The sequence below is a fragment of the Burkholderia sp. Ac-20345 genome, assembly GCF_017104825.1.
GTDB lineage: Bacteria > Pseudomonadota > Gammaproteobacteria > Burkholderiales > Burkholderiaceae > Burkholderia > Burkholderia lata_B.
In genome coordinates, this window is sequence record NZ_JAAGPO010000216.1 from 1 (window position 1) to 16568 (window position 16568).

The window sequence follows — 16568 nt, forward strand, 5'->3', positions numbered from 1 at the left end:
CTTCGGCAGCGTCGCCGCGGGCGGCCTGCTGTCGCTGCCCGGCATGATGTGCACGTGCTGCGCGGCGCCGGTCGTCGCGGGGCTGCGTGCGCGCCATGCATCGCCGGGCGGCGCGGTCGCGTTCTGGCTCGGCAACACGGTGCTGAACCCGGCGGCGCTGGTGTTCATGGGCTTCGTGCTCGGCTGGCACTGGAGCGCGCTGCGCCTCGTGCTCGGCGTCGCGATGGTGTTCGGGATCGGCTATCTGCTGAACCGGATTGCACGCCCTGAAGACGCCCGCATCGACGATGCACAGCTCGCCGCGCTGGCGGCCGAGCAGGCCGCGGCCGGCAATCCGTTCGTCCGCTGGATGAAGCTGCTTGCGCGCATGGCCGTGCGTCTCGTGCCCGAATACATCGTGCTCGTGCTGCTGCTCGGCGCCGCGCGCGCGTGGCTGTTCCCGCATATCGGCCCGGACATCGGCAATCATCTCGGCTGGATCGTCGCCTTCGCGGTCGCGGGCATGCTGTTCGTGATCCCGACAGCCGGCGAGGTGCCGATCATCCAGGCGATGCTGTCGCTCGGCATGGGCGTCGGCCCGGCCGCCGCGCTGCTGATGACGCTGCCGCCGATCAGCGTGCCGTCGCTCGCGATGCTCGCGCGCTCGTTCAAGCCTTACATGCTTGCCGTCGTTGCGATCCTCGTCGTCGTGATCGGGATCGCGAGCGGCCTGCTCGCGGTCGCGCTCGGGTTCTGACGCACGCAAGCGGTGCGCCAGCCAGGCGCAATCGTCGTATTCATCCGGCGCCGCCGTTTCACGCGTGCGGCGCCATTTACAAGAAGCAAACAGGAAAACGCATGACCCAACCGAAGATCCATCCTCGACTCGAAAAGGCGCTGACGCGCGGCGATCTCGCGATCCGCCAGGCCAATTCCGCGCGGGCGACTGCCGTGCTCAATGCACTCGGCACGATGATCATCGAGGCTTCCGCAACGATCGGCGTCGACGCCAGCATCGACATTCCGCAGGGTGACCGCATTTACGATCCGGTCAACGGGCTGTGGCCGCAGAAGATGCTGGTGTCGTTCGACGGCCCGGTGGACGAAGCCGACGCGGACGAATTGCGTTCGGTCTATCTGGTCGCCGACGATCCGGGCACGCAGTTCCGCGTCGAATGGCATCGCGCGGACGGCAAGCTCGGCCGCCAGGAAGGTGGCCCGCTCGCGACCGTCGCGTTCCTGACCGATGTCGAGATCCCGTGGAGCGACGACGACGAGTAACGTCGTCGCATGAAGCCGGTGCGCGATGCATCGGCCTTCAGCGCATCATCCGCCGCCGGAACAGCCACGCGGACAGCAGGAATCCGCCGACCGCGTAACCGGCGAGCACCGCGACATGCAATGCGACGTCGGTCGCCGGCCGGCCGAGCATCGCGGGCCGGATCAGCTCGACGGCGTTCGCGAGCGGTAGCGCATGCGCCGCGTGCTGCGCGATCGGCGGCAACTGCGTGGTCGGGAAGAACACGCCCGACAGCAGCAGCATCGGCGTCAGCACGAGCGTCTGATAAAACATGAAGAAATCGTAGGACGGCGCGAGCGCCGTGACGATCATCGCGATGCTTGCAAACGCGAGGCCCGCGAGTGCGATCACGGGCAGCGCCGCGAGCATCGACGGAAACTGCGCATAACCGAGCGCCCCCGCGACGAGCATGATCGCGGCCCCCGACAGCATCGCCTTGCTGGCCCCCCAGACGATCTCGCCGAGCACGATGTCGCCGAGCGCGAGCGGCGTATGCATGATCGCTTCCCACGTGCGCTGTACGTGCATCCGCGAGAAGCCCGAATACATCGACTCGAAGCTCGCGGACATCATCACGCTCGACCCGACCGTGCCGGCCGCGAGGAATGCGATATACGACACGCCGTCGACATGGCCGAGCATCAGGCCGAGCCCGAACCCCAACCCGAACAGATAGATCATCGGATCGGCAAGATTGCCGAACATCGACGCGAGCGCGAGCTTGCGCCAGACGAGATAGTTGCGCCGCCAGACGGCGATCCAGTTGGTCGCGTTCGCGGGCATCGCGATCGCGAAGCGTGACACGCGCGGCGGTGCCGACGGTGCGGCGGCGGAATAGTTGCGGACGTCCATGATCGATCAGTCCTGCATTTCGCGGCCCGTGAGCCGCAGGAACACATCTTCAAGATTGGCCGGGCGATGCAGATAGCGCAACCCCGTGCGACCCTTGAGCCGCGCACTGAGCGGTTCCGGGTCGCTCACGTAGCAGAACAGCGTCTCGCCGCTGATTTCGGTGTGCTTCGCGAACGCCGACAGCTCGTCACGCAGCGTGGCCGGATCGGGCCCGTAAATCTCGATCACGTCGCAGCCGATCTCCGATTCGATCAGTGCGTGCGGCGCGCCTTCCGCAATCTTGCGGCCTTCCTCGATCACGCACAGGCGGTCGCACAGGCGTTCGGCTTCTTCCATGAAATGCGTGGTGATCAGGATCGTCTTGCCGCGCGCGAGCAGCGAGCGCAACCGCTCCCACATGAGGTGACGCGCCTGCGGGTCGAGGCCCGTCGTCGGCTCGTCGAGCACCAGCACATCGGGATCGTTGACGAGCGCGCGGGCGAGCGTGAGACGGCGCTTCATGCCGCCCGACAACTCGCCGACCTTCGCATCGGCCTTGTTCTCGAGCTTCGCGAATTCGAGCAGCGGCTTCACGAGCGCGCGCGCAGCCTGCGCCGACATGCCGAAATAGCGGCTGAAAACCAGCAGGTTCTCGCGCACGGTGAAGTCGGGGTCGAGATTGTCGAACTGCGGGACGACCCCGACGCGCTGTCGCGCATGCCGCGCGCGTGATGGAACCGGTTCGCCGCAGAGCGAAATGGTGCCTGCATCGGGATGCGTGAGACCGAGCAGCATTTTCAGCGTGGTGGTCTTGCCGGCGCCGTTCGGCCCGAGCAGGCCGTAGCATTCGCCGGCCTGGACGGTGAAGGACAGGCCGTTGACGACGAGCTTGTCGCCATAGCGCTTTTCAACGTTCCGGAAATCGATCGGTGCAACGGACATGGGCATGTTGTCGTTGTAAGCGGGCGCGGATGCGTTCCGCTGCCGGATGCGTGTCCGGTTGGCGAACCGATCGGACGATTGCGTGTCACACGGGCATGACCGAAGCGCACGACGCCGGCGCCTGACGGCCCGCTGGAGTACGGTACGAACGGGCCATTCTAGTGCATCGGCTGCGTCTCTTCAGGGCATGCCTGCACGGTGCGATGCATGCGCACACCGATCGTGCACTGCATCATCGCGCACGCGCCGAGCGGGGCGAATCAGCGTTTTCCATCCCTTGCGTCCTGAATTGCGGCGCACCATGATGAATGCGTAGGCTCGGTATTGCGATAGGGAGGCTTCATGGCTAGCTACAACAAGATTCTGCTGTGTTACGACGGCTCGCTCGAAGGACGCAAGGCACTGCGTTGCGGCGCCAACCTCGCGATGGACCTGAAGGCCGAGACGCATTTGCTGTCGGTCGTCGATATGCGCTCGAGCATTGCACAGAGCGCGGGGTTGCTGACCGACGTCGCGTGCGGCCGGTTCGAGGAAACCGCGCGCGAAATCCTGCAGGAAGGGGTGAACTGGCTGCGCGAGCGCGGCGTGCAGGCCGAAGGTCATTTCGCGTTCGGCTATCCGATCGACGAAATCGCGAATCTCGCGACGGAGCTGAAGGCCGACCTCGTCGTCGTCGGCCACCGGTGCCGCAGCGGGCTGTCTAGATGGTGGATGGGCTCGGGCAACACGCAACTGCTCGATCGCGTGAACTGCAGCATTCTGGTTGCGTGTTCGTCGGCGGAAGAGCAGAAGGCCGAAATCGCGCGCGAGCGTGAAGCGGCCACGGCGAACGGCAAGTGATCCCATGATTCGCTGACTACCTGACCGGCGCGAATCGCCGGTCAGGCGTCGTGCCACGTCAGTGGCGCGGGCGCTGACCGCGGCCAGTCAAGCGTGCAGGTCGATTGCAGACAACTTCCACGAGAACAGGCCGAAGCGGTGGAATACCGCCGCATAGCGCGTGCCGTCGGCACTGCGCTGGTAGGTCACGATGAATTCGTCGATATTGCGGTAGCCGGCGCTGGTTTGCTGCTGGTGCGGCGCATGCGCTGCGTCGACCGGGCTGGCCGGTGCGGCAACTGCCGGGGGCTGCGATGACGAGGCCGTAGCGGCCGTGTTGCTGCCCGGAGCGGCTGCGCTCGCCGGAGCCGGATTGGCCGCCGGTGCGGCCGGCGTATTGCCCGGGGCATTGCCGCCTGCCGGCAGATTCGACCATTCAGGCGGACGCTCCCCCGGATTGCCACGCGGCGGCAATCCGCTCATCAGCGCGGCCACACCCTCCGGAGTCGCGTACGCATCGACCAGCGGGCCGATCAGAGCCGACCCGATCAGCGCACCGATCACCGCGAACGGATTGTTCTTCTTCACCGCGTCGATCCGGCGCATCAACTCTTCCGTGACCTGCTGCTTCAGGCTGATGCGCAGCGACGGAAAATCGACGTACTCACTGATGGCCTGCGCGTCGCGCGCATCGATCGCCGATTTCAGGCGACCGAGCGCGACGTACGGCGACGCGTAGGCGTAGCCGATCGCCGCAATGATGGCGACGGCCAGCACGACGATCAGCAGGGGCTTGAGCCGCCATGCGCGGCCCGAAGATCCGGTCACGTTGACTCCGGTGCGGGGATGTTCCGCAATCAGAGACCGCCTGGCGTGGCCGATCGTTCCTCTGCGATGCAGTGATCGATCATCCGGCACACGGCATCGATCGTGCCGACCATGATCAGGCGCGAACGGCCGTGATAGACGCGCACCGGCGCGCGGCGGGCGGGTTCGGCGTGATTCAGGCCGGCGTTCAGCGATACCCGCGCGAAAGCGGGGAGCGCCGACGGCAGCAGGGACGCCTGCCGTTCGACTGCGACTTCTTCTTGCACAGGCGCCACCGCGGACAGCGGTGCGCAGGGCGTGCGGCCGCGCAGGTGACGCAGACGGCCGAATTGACGGAAAGGCAGCAGACGGGCAAGGCGTTCCATGATGTTCTCCTCAGCGAGACGGAATGTCAGAGTTCGCCCGAGCGGATCAGCCCGACGGCGATGCCTTCCAGCGCAAATTCCGCGCTGCCGGCCTTGACGAAGATGTTTTCGTAATCCGGGTTCTCCGCGATCAGCTCGAGACCGCCCGGCCGGCGCATCAGGCGCTTGACCGTGACGTCGTCGCCGAGACGCGCGACGATGATCTGGCCGTCCTTCGCTTCCGTGCGCTTCTGCACGGCGAGAAGATCGCCGTCGAGGATGCCGGCGTCGCGCATCGACAGGCCGCGCACTTTCAGCAGGTAGTCGGGCTTGCTGGAGAACAGCGCGGGATCGCACGCGTAATGCTGCGAGATGTGCTCCTGCGCGAGGATCGGGCTACCGGCTGCCACGCGGCCGACGAGCGGCAGCGACAGCTGCATCAGGCCGGCGTGCGGCAGCGTGAACTGGTGCGGGGCATCGTCGATGCCGAGCAGGCGGATGCCGCGCGACGCGCCGGCGGCCAGCTCGATCACACCCTTGCGTGCCAGCGCGCGCAGGTGCTCCTCGGCCGCATTCGGCGAGCTGAAGCCCAGTTCGGCCGCGATCTCGGCACGGGTGGGCGGGAATCCGGAGCGCTCGATCGCGCGACGGATCAAGTCGAACACTTGCTGCTGACGGGCGGTGAGTTTGGTCATGGCTCAACTGTATGGATAGACAGTGAGCTGTATTTTTATACAGTAGTTCGCGAATTTCAAGTGTTACGTGAGGTTCGACGCGATGACGGCGGTTCCGGCGCGATTTCGCGACGTCCGGACGCCGGTTTATCTGCCGCAACCGTCCGTCCCGTCTGCGTTAGCACTTTTGAGTATTAAAAAATGAGGAACGATTATTTTTAATCATGTAACCCGTTCGTTAGACTGGCCCGACATCGCAATACCGACAACACTGGAGAACCAAGGATGGGCAAGCGCAATACGGGGCTGGTGGGCGGAGTGGGCCGCCTGATCGCAACACTCGCGCTGGGCGCGGCGGCGGCGCTGGGCGTCGTATCGCACGCGCAGGCCGATACGACCTTCCTGAACGTGTCGTACGACCCGACGCGTGAGCTGTATCAGGACTTCAACCAGGCGTTCGGTAAGGAGTGGAAGGCGAAGACGGGCGAGACCGTCAACTTCAAGCAGTCGCACGGCGGCTCGGGCGCGCAGGCGCGCTCGGTGCTCGACGGCCTGCAGGCCGACGTCGTCACGCTGGCGCTCGCGTACGACATCGACGCGCTCGCGAACAAGGGTCTCGTCAACAAGGACTGGCAGAAGCGCCTGCCCGACAACGCATCGCCGTACACGTCGACGATCGTGTTCCTGGTGCGCAAGGGCAATCCGAAGGGGATCAAGGACTGGGACGACCTGACCAAGCCGGGCATCTCGATCGTCACGCCGAATCCGAAGACGTCGGGCGGCGCGCGCTGGAACTACCTGGCTGCGTGGGCGTACGCGGTGCACAAGCCGGGCGGCAACGAGCAGACGGCGAAGGAATTCGTCACGAAGCTCTACAAGAACGCAGGCGTGCTCGATTCGGGCGCGCGCGGCGCGACCACGAGCTTCGTGCAGCGCGGGATCGGCGACGTGCTGATCGCATGGGAAAACGAGGCATTCCTGTCGGTCAAGGAGTTCGGCACCGACAAGTTCGAGATCGTCGTGCCGTCGGTGAGCATCCTGGCCGAGCCGCCCGTCGCGGTGGTCGACAAGGTGGTCGACAAGAAGGGCACGCGCAAGCTGGCCGATGCATACCTGAACTTCCTGTACAGCCCGCAGGGCCAGGAGATCGCGGCGCGCAACTACTACCGGCCGCGTTCGAAGAACGTGCCGGCGGAGCTGACGAAGCAGTTCCCGAAGCTGAAGCTGTACACGGTCGACGATACCTTCGGCGGCTGGACGAATGCGCAGAAGACGCATTTCGCGGACGGCGGCGTGTTCGACTCGATCTACAAGCCGCAGTAACGCCATAACGACAGCGGCGCGCCACGACAGCGCGCCGCATCCCCGACGGCTCGCCGGCGCGATTCACTGCGCCGGCGTTTGCGTCGGACCCATGAGCAGCATCGACCCAGCAAGAGCATCCGATGACGACGTACACCTTTCGCAAGCCGAGCGCGCTGCCCGGTTTCGGCGTGACGCTAGGCATCACGGTGGCCTATTTGAGCCTCGTGGTGCTGATACCGCTCGCCGCCACGTTCCTGAAGACCGCGACGCTGTCGTGGGACCAGTTCGTCACCGCCGTCGCGTCGCCGCGCGTGCTCGCGTCGTATCGGCTGACGTTCTCCGCCGCGCTCGGCGGCGCGCTGATCAATGCCGTGTTCGGCTTCCTCGTCGCGTGGGTGCTCGTGCGCTACACGTTCCCGTTCAAGCGGCTCGTCGACGCGATCGTCGACCTGCCGTTCGCGCTGCCGACGTCGGTCGCCGGCATTTCGCTCGCGGCCGTCTACGCGACCAACGGCTGGGTCGGCCAGTATCTGGCGCCGCTCGGCATCAAGATCGCGTTCACGCCGGCCGGCGTGCTGGTCGCGCTGACCTTCATCGGGCTGCCGTTCGTCGTGCGCACGGTGCAGCCGGTGCTCGAGGATTTCGAGCGCGAGCAGGAAGAGGCCGCCGCGTGCCTCGGCGCGTCGCGCTGGCTGACGTTCCGCCGCGTCGTGCTGCCGGCCGTGCTGCCGGCGCTCCTCACCGGGTTCGCGCTCGCGTTCGCGCGCGCGCTCGGCGAATACGGCTCGGTGATCTTCATCGCCGGCAACGTGCCGATGAAATCCGAGATCACGTCGCTGCTCATCATCACGAAGCTCGAGCAGTACGACTACGCGGGCGCGACCGCGCTCGCGGTCGTGATGCTCGTCGTGTCGTTCCTGATGCTGTTGCTGATCAACACGCTGCAGTGGTATCTGCAGCGCCGCACGAGCAAGGGCGCAAGCGGTCCCGCGCCCGCCACCGTCACCGCCGTCGCAGCAGGAGGCCAGCAATGAGCCAGGAGGCCACCGTCGTGCTGAAAACCCCGTCGTCGGCCGCGCAAGGGCGCGCCGCGAAGCGGCTCGACCCCGTCAGCGAGTCGCGCGTCGTGCGCTGGCTGCTCACGGGCATCGCGCTGACGTTCCTCGCGTTCTTCCTCGTCGTGCCGCTCGCCGCAGTGTTCGTCGAGGCGCTGAGAAAGGGCGTCGGCTTCTATCTCGAATCGCTGGCCGATCCCGATGCGTGGTCGGCGATCAAGCTGACGCTGACCGTCGCCGTGATCGCCGTGCCGCTGAACCTCGTGTTCGGCGTGTGCGCATCGTGGGCGATCGCGAAATTCGAATTCCGCGGCAAGGCGCTGCTGACGACGCTGATCGACCTGCCGTTCTCGGTGTCGCCGGTGATCTCGGGCCTCGTGTACGTGCTGCTGTTCGGCGCGCAGGGCTGGCTCGGGCCGTGGCTGCAGGCGCACGACGTGCAGATCATCTTCGCGGTGCCGGGCATCGTGCTCGCGACGATCTTCGTCACGTTCCCGTTCGTCGCGCGCGAACTGATTCCGCTGATGCAGGCGCAAGGTACCGACGAGGAAGAAGCCGCGCGCGTGCTCGGCGCATCGGGCTGGCAGATCTTCCGCCGCGTGACGCTGCCGAACGTGAAGTGGGGCCTGCTGTATGGCGTGATCCTGTGCAATGCGCGCGCGATGGGCGAGTTCGGCGCGGTGTCGGTCGTGTCCGGCCACATCCGTGGCCAGACCGACACGATGCCGCTGCACGTCGAGATCCTGTACAACGAATACAACTTCGCGGCGGCGTTCGCGGTGGCGTCGGTGCTGGCGCTGCTCGCGCTCGTCACGCTCGCGCTGAAGCTGCTCGCCGAGCGCCACCTCGCCGCCGAACTGGCCGGCGCACGCGACACCGTTCCCGCACATGCCGGCCCCGTCGCCGCCGTTTCGTCGAAATCGTAAAGAGGCAACCAGAATGGGTATCACCGTCCGTAACCTTCAGAAGCGCTTCGGCGATTTCACGGCGCTCGACAACGTATCGCTCGACTTCCCGCCCGGCGAACTGGTCGCGCTGCTCGGGCCGTCCGGCTGCGGCAAGACCACGCTGCTGCGCGTGATCGCGGGCCTCGAGCACGCGGACGCCGGCCAGGTCGTGCTGCAAGGGCTCGACGTCGCGTCGGTCGGCGCGCGCGACCGCCAGGTCGGCTTCGTATTCCAGCATTACGCACTGTTCCGCCACATGACGGTCTTCGAGAACGTCGCGTTCGGGCTGCGCGTGAAGCCGCGCCGCGAGCGGCCGTCCGAAAGCGCGATCCGCGACAAGGTGCACGAGCTGCTGAAGCTCGTGCAGCTCGACTGGCTCGCGCAGCGCTATCCGTCCGAGCTGTCGGGCGGCCAGCGCCAGCGCATCGCGCTCGCCCGCGCGCTCGCGGTCGAGCCGAAGGTGCTGCTGCTCGACGAGCCGTTCGGCGCGCTCGACGCGAAGGTCCGCAAGGAGTTGCGTGGCTGGCTGCGTCGTCTGCACGACGACCTGCACATCTCGACGATCTTCGTCACGCACGACCAGGAGGAGGCGCTGGAAGTCGCGGACCGCATCGTCGTGCTGAACCGCGGCCACGTCGAGCAGGTCGGCAGCCCGCAGGACGTCTACGATCATCCGCAGAGCGCATTCGTCTACGAGTTCCTCGGTGCGGCCAACCGGTTGCCGGGCACGGTCGCCGGGCGCGGTTTCGTGGCAGAGGGGGCGGCCGCGCCGATCGAGGTCGACGCCGATTTCGCGGGCCCTGCGAACGCCTACGTGCGGCCGCACGACCTGCAGCTGTGGCCGGTCGGCGAAGGGCACCGCGACGGCATCGCGGTGGACGTGCGCCGTGTGATTCCGCTCGGCGGTTCGGTGCGAGTGGAGCTCGAGGCCCGTGCAGGCGGCGCGCTCGAGGCGGAACTCGATCGCGATGCCTGGCGTGCGCTGTCGCTGCAGGTCGGCGATGGTGCGACGGCCGTGCCGCGTGCGGTGAGGGTGTTTCCCGCGCGTTAACGCCAGAATGCAGGGAAGGGGGCGGAAATTGCTCCGATTCGATAATCAAACAACGACAGCCTAAGAGGCATACCCATGAATTTTCAGCAATTGCGGTTCGTGCGCGAAGCGGTGCGGCAGAACATGAACCTGACGGAAGTGGCGAACGTGCTGTACACGTCGCAGTCGGGCGTGTCGAAGCAGATCAAGGATCTCGAGGATGAGCTGGGCGTCGACATCTTCATCCGGCGCGGTAAGCGGCTGACGGGGCTCACGGAACCCGGCAAGGCCGTGCACCAGCTGATCGAGCGGATGCTGCTCGACGCCGAGAACCTGCGCCGCGTCGCGCGCCAGTTCGCCGACCAGGACAGCGGCCACCTCGTCGTCGCGACGACGCACACGCAGGCGCGCTACGCACTGCCGAAGGTGATCCGGCAGTTCACCGACGTGTTCCCGAAGGTGCATCTCGCGTTGCGCCAGGGCAGCCCGCAGCAGATCGCGCAAATGATCCTGAACGGCGAGGCCGATCTCGGCATCTCGACCGAGGCGCTCGACCGCTATCCGGACATCGTCACGTTCCCGTGCTATTCGTGGCACCACACGGTCGTCGTGCCGAAGGGCCATCCGCTCGTCGGCCGCGAGAACCTGACGCTCGAGGAAATCTCCGAGTACCCGATCATCACGTACGACCAGGACTTCACGGGCCGCTCGCACATCGATCAGGCGTTCACGCAGGCGGGTGCGGTACCCGACGTCGTGCTGACCGCGATCGACGCGGACGTGATCAAGACGTATGTCGAACTCGGGATGGGGATCGGCGTCGTCGCGGCGATGGCCTACGATCCGCAGCGCGACACGGGGCTCGTCGCGCTCGATACACAGCACCTGTTCGAGGCGAGCACGACGCGGGTCGGGCTGCGCAAGGGCGCGTTCCTGCGCGCGTATGCGTACCGGCTGATCGAGATGTTCGCGCCGCACCTGAACGAAGCGGAAATCGCAGGGCTGTTGCGCGAAGCCGTTTGACGACAGTGCGCCATCCGCGCCATTGCCGCGGATGGCGCGACGTACGCGTACGGGATGGCCTGTATTGGGCGGCCGCAGGCGATCCGCCGCCGCCCTGGTTGTTCGACTCACCGAAGCATCGACCGCAATCTCGGTTTCCTGTCTCATTCTTCGCCGCACGCGGCGAACGACACGTATTTGCTTGCCAGCGCAACGACAAGAATCGATTCGGCGAGCCGCTGTCGGCCGATGAAGACGAGCCGGCGCCGCGGAACCCGGCGTGACGCGCGCTCCGAATAAACCCTTAATTATTGTTCAGACAGGTTGCGCGCCGACGCGAATCGGTACAGCATAGCCTTCACTCCGCCGGCGTCCCGCCGGCGGCGGCGCGTAAACGACAGCACGCGTCAGGCAGTCGGCCGTCTGCCTCGCTTCCATTCCGTGGTACCGACAGCAGCATCGATGGCCATTGTCCGGGTAGTGTGGCGCAAACGTTTGCTCACATTAAAACAACAGTCAAACAATAGTCCGGCCCTTCGGGCCAGTCGCCAGGAGATGTGTATGAATGTCCTCTTTCGCCGTCGCTTCCTGACCGCCGCGCTCGCCGCCGTCGCGGTCGCTGCCGCACCGGCCGTCCACGCGCAATCCACGGCCAAGCCGAAGGTCGCGCTCGTGATGAAGTCGCTCGCCAACGAGTTCTTCCTGACGATGGAAACGGGCGCGAAGGAATACCAGAAACACAATGCAAGCCAGTTCGACCTGATCACCAACGGCATCAAGGACGAGACCGATACCGCGAACCAGATCCGCATCGTCGAGCAGATGATCGTGTCGAAGGTCGACGCGATCGTGCTCGCGCCGGCCGACTCGAAGGCGCTCGTGCCGGTCGTGAAGAAGGCGGTGGACGCGGGCATCGTCGTCGTCAACATCGACAACCGGCTCGATCCCGACGTGCTGAAGTCGAAGAACCTCAACGTGCCGTTCGTCGGTCCCGACAACCGCAAGGGCGCGCGCAAGATCGGCGACTACCTTGCGAAGAAGCTGAAGGCGGGCGACCAGGTCGGCATCGTCGAAGGCGTGTCGACGACGACCAACGCGCAGCAGCGCACGGCCGGCTTCCAGGACGCGATGAAGGCGGGCGGGATGAAGGTCGTGTCGGTGCAGTCCGGCGAATGGGAGATCGACAAGGGCAATGCGGTCGCTGCCGCGATGCTCAACGAATACCCGAACCTGAAGGCGCTGCTGTGCGGCAACGACAACATGGCGATCGGTGCCGTGTCGGCCGTGCGCGCGGCCGGCAAGCAGGGCAAGGTGCTCGTGGTCGGCTACGACAACATCAACGCGATCAAGCCGATGCTGAAGGACGGCCGCGTGCTCGCGACCGCCGATCAGTACGCGGCGAAGCAGGCCGTGTTCGGCATCGACACGGCGCTCAAGGCGATTGCCGAGCATCGCAAGCAGGCCGACATGTCGGGCGTGGTCGAGACGCCGGTGGATCTCGTGACGAAGTGACGCGGCCCCGATGCGGCCGCCGCCCTCAAGAATTTGGCGCGGCGGCCGTTATCCGGAGTGAGCGCGATCACGGCCACTGCATGCACATGCACTTGTGAGCGTCACACCCGCGCGCCGCGTGCGCGCGGCCGCAACCAGGATCGCGATGGACCCGACTTTCCAACCCTCCCGCGCAGCGACTCCCGTGCTGTCCGTATCCGGCATCGGCAAGACCTATGCCGAACCCGTGCTCGCCGACGTCACGCTGACGCTCGAGCCGGGTCACGCGCTTGCGTTGACGGGCGAGAACGGCGCCGGCAAGAGCACGCTGTCGAAGATCATCGGCGGGCTCGTCGAGCCGACCGCCGGCACGATGCTGCTCGGCGGCCAGCCGTATGCGCCGGCGAGCCGCACGCAGGCCGAAGCGCTCGGCGTGCGCATGGTGATGCAGGAGCTGAACCTGCTGCCGACACTGACGGTCGCCGAAAACCTGTTCCTGAACCGCCTGCCGCGGCGCTTCGGGATCATCGATCGCGCGCGCCTGCGCGACGATGCGCGGGCCGCGATGGCGCAGGTCGGGCTCGACACGGTCGATCCCGATACGCCGGTGGGCGCGCTCGGCATCGGCCACCAGCAGATGGTCGAGATCGCGCGCAACCTGATCGGCGATTGCCGCGTGCTGATTCTCGACGAACCGACCGCGATGCTGACCGCGCGCGAAGTCGAGCTGCTGTTCGAGCAGATCGACCGGCTGAAGGCGCGCGGCGTCGCGATCATCTACATCTCGCACCGGCTCGAGGAACTCGCACGCGTTGCCGAGCGCGTCGCGGTGCTGCGCGACGGCCGGCTCGTCCACGCGGGCAACATGGCGGCGACAACGTCCGACGGGCTCGTCACGCTGATGGTCGGGCGCGAGATCGGCGAGCACATCGACCTCGGCGAGCGCCATATCGGCGCACCGCGGCTCGTCGTGTCGGGCCTCAGCCGCGGGACGGCGGTGCGCGACGTGTCGCTCGAGGTGCGCGCGGGCGAGATCTTCGGCATCTCGGGGCTGATCGGCGCGGGGCGTACCGAACTGCTGCGGCTGATCTACGGCGCGGATGCGCCGGACGCGGGGACGATCGCGATCGGCCAGCCGCCGAAGCCGGTGCGGATCGGTTCGCCCGTCGAGGCGGTGAAGCAAGGCATCGCGCTGATCACCGAGGATCGCAAGGGCGAGGGGCTGCTGCTGACGCAGTCGATCACCGCGAACGTGTCGCTCGGCCAGCTCGATCGACTCGCGCGCGGCGGGATCGTCGACGGCGCACGCGAAACGGCGCTCGCCGAGCAGCAGATCGATGCGCTGCGGATCCGTACGCACGGCGCGGCGCAGGCGGTCGGCGAGCTGTCGGGCGGCAACCAGCAGAAGGTCGTGATCGGCCGCTGGCTCGCGCGCGACATGGGCGTGCTGCTGTTCGACGAGCCGACGCGCGGGATCGACGTCGGCGCGAAGTTCGAGATCTACACTTTGATGGGCGCGCTCGCGCGCGAGGGCCGCGCGCTCGTCGTCGTGTCGAGCGACCTGCGCGAGCTGATGCTGATCTGCGACCGGATCGGCGTGATGTCGGCCGGCCGCATGACCGCCGTGTTCGAGCGTGGCAACTGGACCCAGGATACGCTGCTGGCCGCGGCGTTCGCCGGCTTCGGCCGCGAGACGCCGCCGGGCGGCGCACGGCATCCGGATGCGGGGCAGGCGCCAGGCGCCGCTCCGGGCACTTCGACGACAGGACCACAGCAATGACCCAGCCTCCCGTAACCCCGACCGACGCAGGCGCGCAGCAGGACGTGACGGGGCGCCGCGCGCGCACGCTGTCCGGCACGCGGTTCGGCCTGTCGAACTATCTCGGGCTCGCCGGCGCGCTCGCCGCGATGATCGTGCTGTTTTCGACACTGAGCTCGCATTTCCTGACCTACGATACGTTCAGCACGATCGCGAACCAGATTCCCGATCTCGTCGTGATGTCGGTCGGGATGACCTTCGTGCTGATCATCGCCGGGATCGACCTGTCGGTCGGCTCGGTGCTCGCGCTGGCCGCGTCGATGGTCAGCGTCGCCGCGCTGAAGTGGCAGTGGGGGCCGCTGCCGGCCGCGCTGATCGGCATCGCGGTCGCGACCGTCACGGGTGCGCTGACGGGCGCGGTCACGGTCGGCTGGCGGATCCCGTCGTTCATCGTGTCGCTCGGCGTGCTGGAGGCCGCGCGCGGCCTCGCATACCAGCTGACGAATTCGCGTACGGCCTATATCGGCGACGCGTTCGATTTCCTGTCGAACCCGATCGCGCTCGGCATCTCGCCGGCGTTCCTGATCGCGGTCGCGGTGATGATCGCGGCCCAGTTCGTGCTGACGCGCACCGTGTTCGGACGCTATCTCGTCGGGATCGGCACGAACGAAGAAGCTGTCCGACTTGCGGGGGTTAACCCGAGGCCGTATAAAATTCTCGTATTCGCATTGATGGGCGCACTCGCAGGGCTTGCGTCGCTGTTCCAGATTTCGCGGCTCGAGGCGGCCGACCCGAACGCGGGCGTCGGTCTCGAACTGCAGGTGATTGCCGCCGTCGTGATCGGCGGCACGAGCCTGATGGGCGGGCGCGGCTCGGTGATCAGCACGTTCTTTGGCGTGTTGATCATCTCCGTGCTGGCTGCGGGGCTGGCGCAGATCGGCGCGAACGAGCCGACGAAACGGATCATCACCGGCGCGGTGATCGTGGTGGCTGTCGTGCTCGATACGTATCGCAGCCGGCGCACGCGCGTGCGGTAGATAGACAGACAGAACAGACCAGAGAGAAACGGGAAATGGCGACGATCAAGGATGTGGCAGCCATGGCGGGCGTGTCGTTTACGACCGTCTCGCACGTGGTGAACAATTCGCGGCCGGTGTCCGCGGATGTGCGTGCGAAGGTCGAGGGCGCGATCCGCGAGCTGAATTACGTGCCGTCGGCCGTGGCGCGCTCGCTGAAGGCACGCTCGACGGCGACCATCGGCCTCGTCGTGCCGAACAGCACGAATCCGTACTTCGCGGAGCTTGCGCGCGGCATCGAGGACCAGTGCGCGGCCAATGGCTATTGCGTGTTCTTCTGCAACTCGGACGACGATCCCGTGAAGCAGCGCAACTACCTGCGCGTGCTGCAGGAAAAGCGCATTGACGGGCTGATCGTCGCATCGGCCGGCGAGGACGCGGTGCTCGCGCAGACGCTCGCGGACATCCATGCGCCGCTCGTCGTCGTCGACCGCAACATCGAGGGGCTCGCGGCCGACCTCGTGCAGATCGACCACGAGCGCGGCGCGTACCTGGCGACGCGCCACCTGCTCGAGCTCGGGCACGCGAAGATCGGCTGCATCACGGGGCCGACAGATACGGCGGTCAGCGCAATGCGCGTGCACGGCTTCATCCGTGCGATGGCCGAGCGCGGTGTCGACATCGTGCCGGGCGCGATCGCGGAAAGCGACTTCTCGTGCCTCGGCGGTTATCACGCGGCGTCGCGGCTGTTCGAATCGGTGCGGCCGAGCGCGATCTTCGCGGGCAACGACCTGATGGGCGTCGGCGCGCTGCGCGCGGCGGCCGAGCGCGGCATGCGCGTGCCCGACGACTGTTCGATCATCGGGTTCGACGACATCGAATTCTCGCGCTACACGTATCCGGCGCTGTCGACGGTCGGCCAGTCGGTGCGCGCGCTCGGCGAAATGGCCGCGCAGACGCTGATCGAGCGGATCGGTGGCGGTTCGACCGCCGTGCCGAGCCGCCGCCGCGTCGTGTCGCCGCGCCTCGTGCTGCGCGAATCGACGGCGGTCTACCGCGAGCCGCCGGCCTCCGGCGGGCGCGCATGACGGCGCCTGCAGCAGGTACCGGCCGCGTGACGGTGGTCGGCAGCCTCAACATGGATCTCGTCGTGCGCGCGCCGCGTCTGCCGTTGCCGGGCGAAACGCTCGCCGGTCACGCGTTCGCGCAGGCGGCGGGCGGCAAGGGCGGCAACCAGGCCGTCGCC

Annotated in this window: 17 protein-coding genes and 1 pseudogene; 13 read left to right on the forward strand and 5 right to left on the reverse strand. The window is 66.8% G+C overall.

Annotation, left to right across the window (positions count from 1 at the left end; translation table 11 throughout):
* Positions 1-736: permease (locus G3O06_RS40505; protein WP_205819459.1), on the forward strand; the 736-nt coding region annotated here is incomplete at its 5' end.
* Positions 737-837: 101 nt separating this feature from the next.
* Positions 838-1260, forward strand: coding sequence for a hypothetical protein (locus G3O06_RS40510; RefSeq protein WP_164462574.1), 423 nt, complete (start codon positions 838-840; stop codon positions 1258-1260).
* Positions 1261-1297: 37 nt separating this feature from the next.
* Here the strand turns inward: G3O06_RS40510 and G3O06_RS40515 are convergent, their stop codons facing one another.
* Both G3O06_RS40515 and nodI read right to left on the reverse strand, forming a co-directional pair.
* A complete protein-coding gene (locus G3O06_RS40515; RefSeq protein WP_205819460.1) occupies positions 1298-2131 on the reverse strand; it encodes an ABC transporter permease in 834 nt (277 codons plus the stop codon).
* A gap of 6 nt (positions 2132-2137) precedes the next feature.
* On the reverse strand, positions 2138-3052 hold the full coding sequence (nodI, locus tag G3O06_RS40520) for a nodulation factor ABC transporter ATP-binding protein NodI (RefSeq protein WP_175004672.1): 915 nt from the start codon (positions 3050-3052) through the stop codon (positions 2138-2140).
* A gap of 342 nt (positions 3053-3394) precedes the next feature.
* Between nodI and G3O06_RS40525 the strand changes: the two genes are divergently transcribed.
* Entirely contained in the window at positions 3395-3892 is a 498-nt protein-coding gene (locus tag G3O06_RS40525) for a universal stress protein (RefSeq protein ID WP_174912389.1), read from the forward strand.
* Between the two features lie 87 nt (positions 3893-3979).
* On the opposite strand, the gene G3O06_RS40530 is transcribed toward G3O06_RS40525, so the two are convergent.
* The 3 genes from G3O06_RS40530 to lexA are packed head-to-tail and all read right to left on the reverse strand — an operon-like array spanning position 3980 to position 5738.
* Positions 3980-4699, reverse strand: coding sequence for a DUF2939 domain-containing protein (locus tag G3O06_RS40530; protein ID WP_205819461.1), 720 nt, complete (start codon positions 4697-4699; stop codon positions 3980-3982).
* 29 nt (positions 4700-4728) lie between these two features.
* On the reverse strand, positions 4729-5064 hold the full coding sequence (locus tag G3O06_RS40535; protein WP_205819462.1) for a hypothetical protein: 336 nt from the start codon (positions 5062-5064) through the stop codon (positions 4729-4731).
* Positions 5065-5090: 26 nt separating this feature from the next.
* Positions 5091-5738, reverse strand: a complete 648-nt coding sequence (lexA, locus tag G3O06_RS40540; protein WP_009689103.1) for a transcriptional repressor LexA — start codon at positions 5736-5738, stop codon at positions 5091-5093.
* A 264-nt stretch (positions 5739-6002) separates the two neighbouring features.
* Between lexA and G3O06_RS40545 the strand changes: the two genes are divergently transcribed.
* The 10 genes and pseudogenes from G3O06_RS40545 to G3O06_RS40590 all read left to right on the forward strand — a co-directional run.
* Complete coding sequence (locus tag G3O06_RS40545; protein ID WP_174997050.1) at positions 6003-7040, forward strand: sulfate ABC transporter substrate-binding protein; 1038 nt, start codon at positions 6003-6005, stop codon at positions 7038-7040.
* A 122-nt stretch (positions 7041-7162) separates the two neighbouring features.
* The gene (gene cysT, locus G3O06_RS40550) at positions 7163-8056 is read left to right on the forward strand and encodes a sulfate ABC transporter permease subunit CysT (RefSeq protein ID WP_174969163.1); all 894 of its coding nucleotides are present in this window, start codon (positions 7163-7165) and stop codon (positions 8054-8056) included.
* The gene (cysW, locus tag G3O06_RS40555; RefSeq protein ID WP_174997047.1) at positions 8053-9003 is read left to right on the forward strand and encodes a sulfate ABC transporter permease subunit CysW; all 951 of its coding nucleotides are present in this window, start codon (positions 8053-8055) and stop codon (positions 9001-9003) included. The genes cysT and cysW overlap by 4 nt, the downstream gene beginning before the upstream one ends.
* A 13-nt stretch (positions 9004-9016) precedes the next feature.
* Entirely contained in the window at positions 9017-10075 is a 1059-nt protein-coding gene (locus tag G3O06_RS40560; RefSeq protein ID WP_011351896.1) for a sulfate ABC transporter ATP-binding protein, read from the forward strand.
* 75 nt (positions 10076-10150) lie between these two features.
* Positions 10151-11077 carry a CysB family HTH-type transcriptional regulator gene (locus G3O06_RS40565; protein WP_174969162.1) on the forward strand — a complete coding sequence of 309 codons (927 nt, stop codon included), beginning with the start codon at positions 10151-10153 and terminating at the stop codon, positions 11075-11077.
* A 540-nt stretch (positions 11078-11617) separates the two neighbouring features.
* Positions 11618-12568 (forward strand): sugar ABC transporter substrate-binding protein, encoded by a 951-nt coding sequence (locus G3O06_RS40570; protein WP_174912378.1) that lies wholly within the window; start codon positions 11618-11620, stop codon positions 12566-12568.
* A 145-nt stretch (positions 12569-12713) separates the two neighbouring features.
* Positions 12714-14327, forward strand: coding sequence for a sugar ABC transporter ATP-binding protein (locus tag G3O06_RS40575; protein WP_205819463.1), 1614 nt, complete (start codon positions 12714-12716; stop codon positions 14325-14327).
* Positions 14324-15343 (forward strand): ABC transporter permease, encoded by a 1020-nt coding sequence (locus G3O06_RS40580; RefSeq protein ID WP_174969160.1) that lies wholly within the window; start codon positions 14324-14326, stop codon positions 15341-15343. Before G3O06_RS40575 ends, G3O06_RS40580 begins: the two co-directional genes overlap by 4 nt.
* A gap of 35 nt (positions 15344-15378) precedes the next feature.
* Positions 15379-16410: a LacI family DNA-binding transcriptional regulator gene (locus tag G3O06_RS40585; protein WP_174912368.1), complete on the forward strand. Its 1032-nt coding sequence runs from the start codon at positions 15379-15381 to the stop codon at positions 16408-16410.
* A pseudogene (locus tag G3O06_RS40590) lies at positions 16407-16568 on the forward strand (ribokinase); the annotation flags it as partial. The gene G3O06_RS40585 and the pseudogene G3O06_RS40590, both read left to right, overlap by 4 nt.

Coding starts and splice junctions, on each gene's coding strand:
- G3O06_RS40510 (WP_164462574.1), top strand. CDS start 838: ATGACCCAACCGAAGATCCATCCTCGACTCGAAAAGGCGCTGACGCGC.
- G3O06_RS40515 (WP_205819460.1), bottom strand. CDS start 2,131: ATGGACGTCCGCAACTATTCCGCCGCCGCACCGTCGGCACCGCCGCGC.
- nodI (WP_175004672.1), bottom strand. CDS start 3,052: ATGTCCGTTGCACCGATCGATTTCCGGAACGTTGAAAAGCGCTATGGC.
- G3O06_RS40525 (WP_174912389.1), top strand. CDS start 3,395: ATGGCTAGCTACAACAAGATTCTGCTGTGTTACGACGGCTCGCTCGAA.
- G3O06_RS40535 (WP_205819462.1), bottom strand. CDS start 5,064: ATGGAACGCCTTGCCCGTCTGCTGCCTTTCCGTCAATTCGGCCGTCTG.
- lexA (WP_009689103.1), bottom strand. CDS start 5,738: ATGACCAAACTCACCGCCCGTCAGCAGCAAGTGTTCGACTTGATCCGT.
- G3O06_RS40545 (WP_174997050.1), top strand. CDS start 6,003: ATGGGCAAGCGCAATACGGGGCTGGTGGGCGGAGTGGGCCGCCTGATC.
- cysT (WP_174969163.1), top strand. CDS start 7,163: ATGACGACGTACACCTTTCGCAAGCCGAGCGCGCTGCCCGGTTTCGGC.
- cysW (WP_174997047.1), top strand. CDS start 8,053: ATGAGCCAGGAGGCCACCGTCGTGCTGAAAACCCCGTCGTCGGCCGCG.
- G3O06_RS40560 (WP_011351896.1), top strand. CDS start 9,017: ATGGGTATCACCGTCCGTAACCTTCAGAAGCGCTTCGGCGATTTCACG.
- G3O06_RS40565 (WP_174969162.1), top strand. CDS start 10,151: ATGAATTTTCAGCAATTGCGGTTCGTGCGCGAAGCGGTGCGGCAGAAC.
- G3O06_RS40570 (WP_174912378.1), top strand. CDS start 11,618: ATGAATGTCCTCTTTCGCCGTCGCTTCCTGACCGCCGCGCTCGCCGCC.
- G3O06_RS40575 (WP_205819463.1), top strand. CDS start 12,714: ATGGACCCGACTTTCCAACCCTCCCGCGCAGCGACTCCCGTGCTGTCC.
- G3O06_RS40580 (WP_174969160.1), top strand. CDS start 14,324: ATGACCCAGCCTCCCGTAACCCCGACCGACGCAGGCGCGCAGCAGGAC.
- G3O06_RS40585 (WP_174912368.1), top strand. CDS start 15,379: ATGGCGACGATCAAGGATGTGGCAGCCATGGCGGGCGTGTCGTTTACG.